Origin of the sequence: Nocardia sp. NBC_00416, from assembly GCF_036032445.1 — a bacterium.
In the GTDB taxonomy this organism is placed as follows: Bacteria; Actinomycetota; Actinomycetes; order Mycobacteriales; family Mycobacteriaceae; genus Nocardia.
On sequence record NZ_CP107932.1, the window covers coordinates 868,938 to 881,203 of the forward strand.

General features: G+C 67.1%; 13 protein-coding genes. 11 read left to right on the forward strand and 2 right to left on the reverse strand.

From position 1 onward, the window contains the following. The first annotated feature begins 4 nt into the window (after positions 1–4). On the forward strand, positions 5–1,180 hold the full coding sequence (locus tag OG804_RS04025) for a glycerate kinase (RefSeq protein ID WP_328393984.1): 1,176 nt from the start codon (positions 5–7) through the stop codon (positions 1,178–1,180). Between the two features lie 77 nt (positions 1,181–1,257). On the opposite strand, the gene OG804_RS04030 is transcribed toward OG804_RS04025, so the two are convergent. Together OG804_RS04030 and OG804_RS04035 are read right to left on the reverse strand one after the other, a co-directional pair. Next, positions 1,258–1,728, reverse strand: a complete 471-nt coding sequence (locus tag OG804_RS04030; RefSeq protein WP_328393986.1) for a hypothetical protein — start codon at positions 1,726–1,728, stop codon at positions 1,258–1,260. A gap of 236 nt (positions 1,729–1,964) precedes the next feature. Further along, positions 1,965–2,537 carry a winged helix-turn-helix transcriptional regulator gene (locus tag OG804_RS04035; protein ID WP_328393988.1) on the reverse strand — a complete coding sequence of 191 codons (573 nt, stop codon included), beginning with the start codon at positions 2,535–2,537 and terminating at the stop codon, positions 1,965–1,967. 93 nt (positions 2,538–2,630) lie between these two features. On the opposite strand from OG804_RS04035, the gene OG804_RS04040 reads away from it, so the two are divergent. The 10 genes from OG804_RS04040 to OG804_RS04085 all read left to right on the forward strand — a co-directional run bounded on the left by OG804_RS04040 (position 2,631) and on the right by OG804_RS04085 (position 12,250). Then, entirely contained in the window at positions 2,631–3,842 is a 1,212-nt protein-coding gene (locus OG804_RS04040) for a pyridoxal phosphate-dependent aminotransferase (RefSeq protein ID WP_328393990.1), read from the forward strand. 637 nt (positions 3,843–4,479) lie between these two features. After that, positions 4,480–4,794, forward strand: coding sequence for a type VII secretion target (locus OG804_RS04045; RefSeq protein WP_328393992.1), 315 nt, complete (start codon positions 4,480–4,482; stop codon positions 4,792–4,794). Next, the gene (locus OG804_RS04050; protein WP_328393994.1) at positions 4,791–6,041 is read left to right on the forward strand and encodes a hypothetical protein; all 1,251 of its coding nucleotides are present in this window, start codon (positions 4,791–4,793) and stop codon (positions 6,039–6,041) included. The genes OG804_RS04045 and OG804_RS04050 overlap by 4 nt, the downstream gene beginning before the upstream one ends. A 66-nt stretch (positions 6,042–6,107) precedes the next feature. Continuing rightward, positions 6,108–6,407 carry a WXG100 family type VII secretion target gene (locus tag OG804_RS04055; RefSeq protein WP_328393996.1) on the forward strand — a complete coding sequence of 100 codons (300 nt, stop codon included), beginning with the start codon at positions 6,108–6,110 and terminating at the stop codon, positions 6,405–6,407. 27 nt (positions 6,408–6,434) lie between these two features. Next, entirely contained in the window at positions 6,435–6,722 is a 288-nt protein-coding gene (locus OG804_RS04060) for a WXG100 family type VII secretion target (protein ID WP_328393998.1), read from the forward strand. 80 nt (positions 6,723–6,802) lie between these two features. After that, positions 6,803–7,996, forward strand: coding sequence for a hypothetical protein (locus tag OG804_RS04065; RefSeq protein ID WP_328394000.1), 1,194 nt, complete (start codon positions 6,803–6,805; stop codon positions 7,994–7,996). 4 nt (positions 7,997–8,000) lie between these two features. Next, positions 8,001–9,746, forward strand: a complete 1,746-nt coding sequence (locus OG804_RS04070; RefSeq protein WP_328394002.1) for a hypothetical protein — start codon at positions 8,001–8,003, stop codon at positions 9,744–9,746. Next, entirely contained in the window at positions 9,743–10,522 is a 780-nt protein-coding gene (locus OG804_RS04075; protein WP_328394004.1) for an ESX secretion-associated protein EspG, read from the forward strand. Before OG804_RS04070 ends, OG804_RS04075 begins: the two co-directional genes overlap by 4 nt. A gap of 138 nt (positions 10,523–10,660) precedes the next feature. Next, the gene (locus tag OG804_RS04080) at positions 10,661–11,680 is read left to right on the forward strand and encodes a hypothetical protein (RefSeq protein ID WP_328394006.1); all 1,020 of its coding nucleotides are present in this window, start codon (positions 10,661–10,663) and stop codon (positions 11,678–11,680) included. Between the two features lie 18 nt (positions 11,681–11,698). After that, on the forward strand, positions 11,699–12,250 hold the full coding sequence (locus tag OG804_RS04085) for a YbaB/EbfC family nucleoid-associated protein (protein WP_328398221.1): 552 nt from the start codon (positions 11,699–11,701) through the stop codon (positions 12,248–12,250). Positions 12,251–12,266: the final 16 nt, after the last annotated feature.

Sequence of the window (12,266 nt, forward strand, 5' to 3'; positions counted from 1 at the left end):
CCGCGTGAGGGTTCTGGTTGCCCCGGACAAGTTCAAAGGAAGCCTCTCCGCGGCCGAGGTGGCCGACCGGCTGGCGGAGGGCTTGGCGGCGGCGGGGGTCGACAGTGACAGGATGCCGCTGGCCGACGGCGGTGACGGGAGCGTCGACGCCGCGGTAGCGGCCGGTTTCACTCCGCATCCGGTGACGGTGGCCGGGGCGGCGGGAACCCCGAGGCAGGGGCGGATCGCCGTCGGCGACGGTACCGCTGTGGTCGAGGTCGCGAATACCTGCGGCCTCACCACCCTGCCGAACGGCCGCACGCTGCCGCTGGATGCGAGCAGTCACGGTATGGGACAGGCCATCTCGCAAGCGTTGCGATATCGGCCGCGCCGATTGGTCCTCGCCCTCGGTGGCAGTGCCAGCACCGACGGCGGGATGGGACTGCTCGCCGCGCTCGGGTTCACCTTCGCCGATGCGAACGGAGTCCCACTGCGCGCGTGCGGACGGAGCTTGGAGCGAGTCCACACCGTCGATTCGGCACGGGCGGCGAGACCGGCCGGGGTCGAGATCGTGGTCGCCGGTGATGTCACCAACCCCTTGCTCGGGCCGGACGGTGCGGCGGCGGTGTACGGGCCGCAGAAGGGTGCTACCGACGCCGAGGTGCGGTTTCTCGACGCCGGCCTGCACAACCTCGTCCGAGCGTTCGCCCGCAGCGGTTACCCGGACGCGGCGGCCTGTGCGGCCGCCGCCGGAGCGGGCAGCGCGGGCGGAATCGGCTTCGCCGCGTTACTGCTCGGCGCCACAATCGTGTCGGGCGCCGAGTACTTTCTCGACTTGTTCGAATTCGATCGGCACCTGCCCGGTTTCGGCTTGGTGGTCACCGGGGAGGGAAGTATCGATGAGCAGACAGCGAACGGCAAACTGCCCGCGGTGCTGGCCCGCCGGTCCCACCCCGTTCCGGTCGTCGCCGTCGCCGGTCGGAGCACACTGTCCCCGGACCGATGGAGACAGGCAGGATTCACCGGCATTCATTCCCTCGGCGACTACACCGACAGGGATACCGCCGGTGACCCCGAACTGACCCGTCAGCTGCTGACCCGGATCGGCCGGCGGATCGGCCGCACCACGGCCGTGATGCCTTACGAGCCATCGCGTCGACCCGGGTCGCCGAGGGCTCACAACCCCGCGGAGCGGGCCTGAGGCACGCGCCACCGGCACGCCGGCGATCCTGCTGGTGGGCTGAATTACCTTTCCCGCGGCTTGCCGGACCCGCTGTCTCAGTGCAGGACGCCGTAGGTGGCGGCGATGGTGAACCCGTGTTCGAGGATCTCGCACGTGACCGTCCCCTGGAACCCGACGCCGCAGGTGGTGTATTCCAGGGCGACTTTGTGCCCTTCCGGTAGAACCTTCGCTTCGCCGGAGTAGGTGAATGTCGGCGTCTCGGAGGCTACGTAGTGGGCAGGTTCGGTGCCGGAAACGCGAACTTGGTTCGTCCCCGCCGGAGCGTCGATCGGCACGGCATCGCATCCCGACAGCCCGTCGAGGTAGATCGCGCAGTTGCGCCCATCGGGGGTGCGGAAGAAAACCGTCGCGTCATGATCCGGAGTCCGGACCAGATACTCGGCGTTGTCGACTGGCGTCCATTCGTCGAGATCGTCGGCCGTTGCGGGTCCGGCGGCCAGCGCCACAGCTCCGGGGGAGAGTAGTGCGATCGTCGGGACCGCGAACAGTCGAGCACGGTTGCGCACGATAAGACCTCCATGATCGGTTGCCGAGTTGTCGAGCAGTGACGGTCACCGCCAACTCCTCCTATGATGCCCCGCGCCGACTGCTCCGTTGAGCCCGAAAGTCCCACGCCCGAAGGCGGACCCGAGAATTCGTCGCCTCGGGACCATACTCGACAGGTCGAGCATCCGGAATTTCCTGCCCGGGCCGGGCTGCCATTTCCAGTGGGACCGAGGTCCTTGCGGCTTGCCGTCGACGGTCAGGCGGCGATGATGTCGGCCAAGGTGCGGCTGCCTCGTGCCACCTCGATTGCGCCGGAGAGATCGAGGTGGAGTTCGAGGTCGGGTTCGGTCGCGGGGCCGTCGTGATGGCTGACGCCCGTTTCGGTCACCACGTAGTGGATGGTGCTCTCGCCGATATGGACGGTGACCGTCCCCGCGGCGACCAGGTCTGCGACCGCGCGGCCCAGCGGCAGGGCGAACCAGTGCGCGCGGACGGCATCGGTGCTGCCGCGTTCGCCGAGTAGTGGCGTGCCCCAGGCGGACAGCGCATCGAGCACGGGCCGCAGGCCGACGCCCGCCGCGGTGAGTTCGTAGACAGTGGTCGTCGCGCGTGGGCCGACGCGGCGACGCGTGAGCACGCCCTCGCGCTCGAGATCTTTGAGCCGGGCCGCCAGCACATCGGTGCTGATGCCGGGCAAGTCGGCGAACAGGTCGCTGTAGCGGCGCGGACCCGAGGACAGTTCGCGGACCACGAGTAGATTCCACCGATCTCCCACGACGTCGAGTGCGCGGCTGACGGCACAGAAGTGACCGTAGGTTCGGCGGGACATACCCTCACTCTAGCTCAGTGCTTGGAAATTCCAAGGGCATACTTGGAATTTCCAAGTAGAGTAGGCGGCAGCCGTGCCGAGAAGAGGATGTTGATGCAGGTCGAGCAGTCGAGCAAGTTGTCGGGCGTGTCCTACGAGATCCGCGGCCCGGTCGCCGAACATGCCGCGCGACTGGAGGTCGAGGGGCATCATGTGGTGAAGCTGAATACCGGCAATCCGCAGTTGTTCGGTTTCGAGGCGCCACCGGAGATCCTGCAGGACATCGTCCGTACGTTGCCGGTATCCAGCGGCTACTCCTCGTCCAAAGGGTTGCTGTCGGCGCGCCGCGCCGTCGTGCAGTACTACCAGGACCTCGGCGTCGCCGATGTCGATGTCGAGGAGGTGTTCCTCGGCAACGGTGTATCCGAACTGATCATGATGGCGATGACGGCACTGCTGGAGAACGGCGACGAAGTGCTCGTCCCGGCGCCGGACTTCCCGCTGTGGACCGCGGCGACCACGCTCAACGGCGGCCGGGCCGTGCACTACCGGTGCGACGAATCCGCCGACTGGTACCCCGATACGGCCGATATCGCGGCAAAGGTCACCGATCGCACTCGCGCGATCGTGATCATCAACCCGAACAACCCCACCGGCGCGGTCTATCCGCCGCAGGTCCTGCGCGAGATCCTGGAGATCGCGCGCCGCCACGACCTCGTGGTGTTCTCCGACGAGATCTACGACAAGATCCACTACGACGGCCTCACCCACACCGCGACCGCCCCACTCGCTCCGGACCTGTTGTGCCTGACCTTCTCCGGATTGTCGAAGTCCTATCGATGTGCCGGGTTGCGGGGAGGCTGGCTGGTGGTGTCGGGTCCGACACAGCATGCGCGGAGCTATCTGGAGGGCCTGACCATGCTCGCGGGCCTGCGTCTGTGCGCGAACGTACCTGCACAGCAGGCGATTCAGGCCGCCCTCGGCGGGCATCAGAGCATCTACGACCTCACGTTGCCCGGTGGCCGGCTCCGTGAGCAACGCGACCGCGCCTGGGAAGCCCTCAACGCCATCCCCGGTGTGTCCTGTGTAAAGCCCAAGGGAGCGATCTACGCCTTCCCGAAGATCGACCTCGATGTCTATCCGATCCACGACGACGAACGATTCGTCCTGGATCTCCTGCTCCAGGAGAAGCTGCACATCGTGCAGGGCACCGGCTTCAACTGGTCCCGCCCCGACCACTTCCGCATCGTGACCCTCCCGCACGCCGACGATCTCGAGGCGATCATCGAACGCATCGGCCGCTTCTTGGCGACCTACCGCCAGTGAGGTGAGTGCGGCACCGCGGTCGCGCGCGGCAACATCGTGCCCGGCGCCGGCCGGTGTCGGAATCGGCGCGACCACCGCCGGGCCGGGCCGACATCGCCGGTCTCGACGATGTTCACAGTGTCGTCGATACGCACAGAGTCGTTCATCGACGCCTCGACCAGGTGCGCGGTGCCATCTCGTACGCGTATTCGTCCGCCAGCTCCCGTTCGGCGACCGTATCGGCAGTGGGCAAGCCGAGCAGGGATATGACCTCGCCGCTCACACCCGCCTCCGATAATTGTCTACGCCGTTCCAGCCCCGCCCGATCCGCGGCCCGGCGGCACAATCGCAGGATCCGTGCGGCGAGTTCGCCGGGATCTTGTTTCAGTACGGCGACATCGACGGTGATGGCGACCGGTAATCCCTGCTCTGTGGCACTTACTGTGATTTCCCCGCTGCGCGAGCTTGCCGGCGAAGTGAGTAACTGTGACTGATCGGGCTCCACTCTCGCCAGCGTATGGGCGGCACAGTGCGATCCGGAACAACCGAGCAGCGGTCCAACCTTAGGCAAGTGTTATTAATCGCCGCCGATGCTTCGCCGGGCAGTGCGGACACCCGCACGATGGCGAGGTAACACTCCAGCCATCCAGGGGTTTCGATGAGCGATCTTTCCGTTGTTCCCGACGAGATTCGGCGCTTCGGCGATATGCACGGCGCCTGCGCCGCCGAAATCTGCGCCGCAGCCGGGGTGGACCAGGCCGCGATCGTCGCGGCGGCCGTTCCCGTTTTCGGGTTGATCGGACAGGACTTCCTGGCTGCTTTCGTCGCGGCGCAGGCCAACAATCTCGGATCGGTCGCCGAACTGGGCGCAGTCCACGCGGGGACCGCCCGCACGGCCTATGACAGTGCGGGTCTGTACGAAGCGACGGAACTGGATTCGGCCTCGGCGACGGCATCCGCGGTGCGGTCGTGACCGAAGTGGTCGGGGGGACGGTTCCGGAGCTGCTGCGTCAGGTCGCCGCGAGCTCGCCGGCCGAGCGGTCGGTGAACGAGGTGCTGTCCGATTTCGGGTTGCCACGCCTGCCGGACCTGCCTCCGGCGCCGCCGCTTCCGGACCTGCCACCGCTGCCGCCCCTCGATCTGACGGCGATGGCCAAGCCATTGACAGACCTCATCGGGGGGTTCGGCACCGGGGCGCTCGGCGCGAACGGCGGTGCCGACCCGGCGCAGGTGTTATCGCAGGCGTCGGGCGTGCTCACCTCGGCCATGTCCGTGGCCACCACCGGCCTGTCGATCCTGACTTCGCTGTGGCAGGGCGCCGGCGCCGATTCGGCCGCGATCAAGCAGGGGCTGGCGCAGACCGACGGCGCGGCCGTCGCGGCGCAGAGCGATGTGCTGGCAGCGGGGGTGACCGAAGCGTCCGCCACCGTGGCGGTCGGTGCGGCCGAGATGTCTGCGGTGATCGCGAAGTTCGTCAGCACCATGACAGCGGTGGGGCCGTTCCTGGCGACTCCGCCCGGCCAGACCTTCGCACTGATCCAAGGTATCGAAGCCATGGCCGAGGGCACGGCGGTGGTCGCGAAAACCCGCGCCGCCATGACCGGGCATACGGCGAAAATGGCGGGTAGCGGCACGAAGATCCCGGTGACGCGGGCGCCGAGCGGTCTCGGCACGCCGGAGGCGATACGCCGGCTGCTGAATATCGCGCAGTCGCTGACCGGGGCGGCGCCGGGCGCGATTCCGGCCGCGGGCATGCCGCAGTTGGCACACGCGCCGGTGCAGCCGCGGCCGCACGTTTCGCCGGGAGGTCGGCTCATAGGACATCGGTCCGGGGTCGGCTCCGGCCCCGCTCCAGCAGTCTCGGGAGCGGGAGCGCGGGCGCCTCGACTGAGTGAGTTCGGACCACGGTGGGCTGCCCCGAGCGGTACCCCGACCGGCACCGGCTCGGAGCTCGGCGGCGGTCCTGCGCAGTCGCGCGCATCCGCCGCGGTGGCCCCGGGATCGGGCGCGGTGCCCGCCGGCGCCCTCGGCGCGGTCACGCCACGGACGGGGGACGCGGATGTGACCGCCGCCGAGGTGAAGGCACAGCTCGTGACCGAGTCGAACGGCCGGGAGGTCGTCGACGATCCCGGCGGGTGGGCCGTCCCGGTGCTGGGCGGCGGCGACCCCATTCGGCAACGGGCCGACCCCTTCCCCCCGGACAAGCGCTTCACGCTCTGAACACAACAGGCCGATCACGGCCTGTTCCACCGCATCGAACAGGTGCGCCTACCGAAAGGAACAACCATGGCAGGACAGGTCCATCTCAGTGCACCCGAGGCCGCCGCGGTCGTCGACGATCTCATGGACGCTGTGGGATCGATCAAGACCACGCTCGCCCGGATCACCGACGATATCGCGGCGTCCGGCCCGGGATGGCGCGGCGACGCTTCGAAGGCTTGCCGCGACGCCCTGGACGCATGGGATGCCGAGGCGAGCGAGCTGAACCGGCGTCTGACGGAGCTCACCGACACCGTATCCGAAGGAAACCGGACCCTCACCTCCGTCGACGCGTCGAACGTCGACCGGTTCACCAACCTGATCTAGAGAGGCACAACCGTGTACGGAAATGACATGAACTACGACCGGGGAGTTCTCGACACCCTGATCGACCAGCTGGACTCGCACCGCATGAATCTCACCAACGAGGTGCATCGCCTGGACGACGTCGCGAAGAAACTGATCAATGTGGCGTGGGAGAACAACGACTCCGCGGTGACGTTCCAGGGCGCCCAGAGCAGATGGGCCGATGCGTTCTCCGATACGAACACCAAACTCGGAAACCTTCGCACGGCTGTCGTGGACGCGCGCGACAACGCTTTCATCGCCGACAGGAAGGTATCCGACAGCTTCGGCGTCTGAGTGCCGTGCGCGCGATTTCGGAACGGAGTGCCGGTCGCGGCCGGACGGTCGTGCGCGTCGCCGTAGGACAGGAACGATCGATGAGCGAACCAGATATCGAATTCACCCTCGGCGCCGAGATTTCCGACCGCAGTATCGCGGAAAGGGATCTCGGCGCCGTCACCGCCGCGATCGTGGCTTCCGCTCCTGAGAACTGGGAGTGGGCGCACGGACAATTCGCGGTGACCGTCACCGCGCACCGCGCGCAGGTGACCTATCTGCGCGGGGAGCGGGTGATCGCGGATACGAGTCCGTCGGCGGAACTCATGGCCGCGGTTCGCCGGCACCGATCGGCGGCGGCCGATTCTCCGGAGGGTCCGTGGTGGCGGCTGGTGGTGCGGGTAGGACGCCGAGCCGATGGGGATCCGGTCACCGAGGTGGAGACCGACTACGGCGTCGAGCCGTTTCCGCCGGAACAACTCCTACCGGTCCAGGCGTACCAGGCCGATCTCGCCGCCCACCCCCGTGCGCGGCTGCCGGTGTGGCTGGCCGCCTATCTGGGGCACGACGGTCGTCAGCTGCGACCGCCCCGGCAAGCGGCCGTCCACGCGGAGCGGACTGTCGGGGCCCGTTCGGTTCCCGCGGTCGGCGAATTGCCGGATCTCGGCTCGATGTGGTCCCGGTGGGCGGTTCTGTCCGCCGTGTTCGCCGCGATCGGTTCCGGCCGCGGGCCTCGGATACGTCCCGCGGTCGCCGTTTTCGAGAGTGCCCGGCGCGGCGGATCGACACTGTGCCTGCTGCCCGGACGCGCGGTGCTGTCCGGCGGGGTGTGGGATGCCCCGGAATTGGACAAGGCATACAACGTCGAGGGTGCCCTGCCGGACCTCTACTCCGGGGCACCGGAATGGGTGACCGATGAGGTGCTGAATCCACGAGCGGGTATGGGCTTGCTGACCTTCTGTTACTGGTGGGACGACGGGCATTGGTACCGGGGTGATTCGCCGGCGGCCGCCGAACTCGCTACGGCGATACCGGGCGTGTGGACCGCGGACACCGTCGTGGATCTGGTCTCCCGGGCCGTGGGGTCCGGCGCCGGTCGCAGATCGGAGGTGAATCCGATGGCGATCACGGAGTTGGTTGCCGCCGTGGAACTCGGAGCGGTCGGTCGGGCCGGGCTCGCCGCGGCGTTCGGTGACGACGACACGGTCGATATCGATGCGGCGCTCCGGCAGCTCGATATGGCGGGTGTGATTGTGGACGAAGTCAAGTCGCGAAGATTGCGGACGGAAGCCTGAACTGATGGGTGAGACAGATCCCTCCTTGGTCGCTGATTGGCAGTCGCTGGGCTCGGGCAAGCTCGTACTGGGCGAAGGGGTCGCCTTCAAGTGCGCTGTCGCGTACAAGAATGCGTTCGGTCGGGTAGAGCAGATCAAGTCGGCGATCATCGGGTTGGAAGCCCCTACCGGTTTCACAATGAAATCGGCCGCTGATCTGATGGGGTGGTACCACGAAAAGCTGGCCGCTCTCACGTCGGCCGTCGAAGCGCACGAGCGTGTTCTGAACGATGTGTTCACGACGTTGGTCACCGCGGGGAAGACGTATGCCCTCGCCGAGCAGAACAGCGCTGCCGCCTTCGACGATATTGTCGCGAACGGGGCATTGGAGGCGGAAGTTCCGGATTCCTACAACGTCATGACCACGAACGGTGCGATACCCAACTGGGTCCAGAAGGGCACGAAGTCGTATCCGTCAGCTGTGCCGAGGGTGGGTCCGGAGTTTCCGGAGGCGGCGTCCGGAACCTTCACAAAATTGGGAGGGGAGTTCGAGTTCGCCGAGGTAGCGCGTAACGAGCTGATCGATACAGAAAATCCGTACTGGTTGGATCGGCCAACGCTGTATAAGTTCGGAGAGCAAATCCGCGCGGTCCTACAACCTCTGCTGGACCTATCGGCCCGATGCAACTGGACGGCCGACGAACTGGACTACGCGATGAACGTTCTCGGGACCGAACTGAGCGAGGTGGCCGATAGTGGTTCGGAGAACGGCGGCTGGTACGGCTCCGCCGGACTCGCGGTCAGGAAGGCCACGAATGCCTATATGTCAGAAGCCCATAAGTTCGCCGCCGGTGCCCGGCTTCTCGCCGACAACCTCTCGTTCGCCGCGGAGTGGCTGAACGATACCCAGTTGGGCATGCCCTTCAGCGCCGAGGCTTCACCGACAGTGCTCAGCAATACCGGCGAAGTGGATCTGTCGTGGATGCCCGAGGACGAACTGGCGGACACCTCGTTCATGCTGGCCTGTCGCCATTTCCAGGACTACTACGTCCCGGGGATTCGGACATCCATGTCGAAACTACCGGTTGTACCGGAGCCGACCAACCCGGTGAACCCGCCCGAGGACGAGGACCCGAAGGAGGAGGAGCCGGAAGGCGGCGGGACCACCTTTCCACCAGGCGGTCCCGGCGGGCTGAGCCCTATCGGTCCGGGGAGCGGCGGATATTCAGCAATGTCGGCATCTGTGGACAACGGACTAACCGGCACCCCTTCACGGTCCGAGTCGGGAACCGGAGCTGGTGTCGGAACCGGTGCCAACGCCCTGGGCCAGTTGAGCAGCCTCGGTCGCGAGGTTGCGAATGGACTGCAGAACCTCGCGGGCGTCGCGAAGGGGGCGACGCCCGGCGGGCGACCGACATTGCCGGCCGGGCTTCCCGGCCGCTCCGAGCTCGCGGGTAAGGCGAGCGGGGCGGGTCTCGGCGGCCCCGGTGGGGGTGGTCTCGGCGTCGGCGCTGGACCGTCTCCCCCGGGGAACGTCGACGCGTCGAAACTGTTTCCCCGGGCTGGGATTCCGGCGATGCCAGCGGTACCGACACCGATGGGAACGACGCCGTTCGGCGGCGGGTACCCGCCGCCGATGGGCTCCGGAGCAGGTGCGGCCGGCCGGCAGGACAACAGGTACGAACGTCCGGACCACGTACTGTCCCGCGAATATTTGCACGATGCGCTGGGTGATTCGACATTCGCGACGAAACCGGTTCTCGAACAATGAATCGGCGGTGGGAGTTCACTGATCTCGAATTCTTCGCGCTGTGGGAGGGAACGCAGGACGGCGTGCTTCCGTCGCCGTTCTTCTTCACTAGCGACATCCCGCTGTACCGCGACTTCCTGGCCGCGAAACAGCATGCCCTGCAGCGCCTGCGGGATCGTCTCGGATACACGGCCGACGATCTTCTCGGGATCATGACGCGCCCGGATCTCCGTATTGCGGTTCGTGGTACGAACGAGGAGAATCCGCGTTTGCGAATACGGCTGCTCGCGGTTCGTCGCGCGGACCGCGGATTGCTGATCTCGCAGCAGCCCGGTGAAACCCTCGAAGACAGTGGGGGATTCACCGTTGTCGAGCAGCATGCCTCGGAACTGCCGCGGATGATCGTGTCGGGACTGCCCACCGCACCGGCCGGAAAGCGGGGTGAAGTGGTGCTGACCGATATTGCCGAACACGCCGCAGATTACGACTACACCTACTCTCGGCCGGTTCACCGGGCCGCTGACGACGAAGTCCAGCGGTCGGCCGGCGAATTCCGTCGCGTCGACACCGATTCCGTCGGCATGATCGACATCTGTCAAGGAGTATCGGTGTTCGGGCCGAGTGGAATCAGTCGGTACAGATCTGGGTGGCGAGACCTGGCGGGTGATGGTCGCTATCTCGTCACGCCGGGCCCGCCGGCCGTGGCGACGCCGGTGGATCGTCGGCGGATGGTCGAAGCGCTCGACCGGGTCATTGCCGATGTGCTGCGCACGATGAAGGACGAGCCGGTCCGATGATCGACGTCGCGCGCGGTTTTACAGTTCCCTGGGGTGAAGCCGCAGTTCGGCGGTGGTGCGGGTGGCCCGCCGCGAACAGAATTCAGACGAGTATATGGCCGATATGCCAACCGATGATGTGGGGAGCGAGGTGACGGTATGGCCGACCGGGTAACCGTCGATCCAGCCGCGCTGCGGCCTGTTGTCGATGGTCTCGCCGAAGTCAGGGAGTCGTTGCTCGCCTCCCTGAGCCGGGTCGCCGACGGGATGTCGGTGGGTCCGGCCGCCTGGGGCGACGACAGTTTCGGCAGCGAGTTCGCCTATGGTCCGGAGGGATTCGTCACGGCGGTCGACAGTGTGGTCGCCGGGGTACAAGCCGTCGCGGACGCCGTGCTGTCGATCGAGGAGGGGCTGGCAGAGACGGCGGCGTTGCACACCGTGAACGAGGAGATCTCTGCCGATGAGTTGTATTCGGCCGGTGGCGCAGGACGGTACGGCGCCACCGGTGGGGGGTTCGGTTCCGCCGGGAGTCCGTCGCCGTCCGACTACCCGCCGGGCTCTGATCCAGTGCGGGAGGCTCCGAGTTCCGGGGATGGGGCGGCGCCGTTCCGCGAGGGAGCAATGCCTGCGGGACAGTTCTCCGGAGACGGCGGCGTCCAAGACCGGGATGCCGGTGCCGAACCGGCGATCGGCGCGGCGCAGAACCCGCCGCAGTCCACCGATATCGGCGGTGTGACGCCGGGCTCCGTGAGCACGAACGCGGGATGGATCGACTCGGCGCCGAGCGGGTCGGTAAGTACGTCGGCGACCGAGCAGAGCCGAGCCCCGGAGACATCCGCGACCGGACCGAGCGGTTCCGGGCCTGCCGGTGCCGCGGGCGGATCCGGGGGGCCGGGCGGGGGCGCACGGCAGCCGGCGAAGCAGCGCAAGCGGTCGGGGCCGGCGAAACGCGAGGATTCGGCGGCGAATACGGATATCTCGGCATCGGAAATGTTCTCGTCGGCGGCCACTCGGCCGGAAGAGGCCGTGTCGCCCGCACCCGCTGGGTCGACCCCCGCTGATTCGAGCCCTCGCGCCGATCGGAAGGCGGAGACGCCGGATCGGGACGAATCCGGCCGCGACAGCCCGCTACAGGCGGCACCGATCGGCCGGACCGCTGCGCCGGATACCGCGACATAGGAATACGAGGTGACGGCAATGGTGGACAGCCCGAGTGCCAGACGAGCAGCCCTGGCGGCGTTGACCGAGCAGTGGCGCGACCTGGCACGGGCCGAGGAGGAGCGGACCCGGCTGACCGGCACCGGAGCCGCCCGCGACGGCCGAGTTCGTGTGACGGTGGACGCGAAGGGCACAGTGACCGACATCCGATTCTCCTCCACGATCGACGATCTCAGCTACCGGGAGATCGCCAAGGCCGCCGTGGCCGCTGCCGCCGCTGCCGCGGCCGATCTCGAGCGCAAACGCCAGGAGTTGTTCGATCCACTGATTACGCGAAAGTCGCCGCTGCCGGACCCGTCGATGATTCTCGAACGCTTGCCGGATCTCGAGACCCTGATGCCTGAGGAACTGGTCGCGAGGTTGCCACCGCTGTCTGTGAAACATGGTGTGGTGGTTCAGAATACGGTGAAAAGTATCGATGATCGGCCAAGTGCAGTGACCGACGACAGCCACCCTGACCAGGCCACCGAGTTCACCGAGGTCGAACAGCAACGCGGCTCCGGCCGGGGCGTTCGCGACGACTCGTGGTGAGTTGGGCACGGTAGAC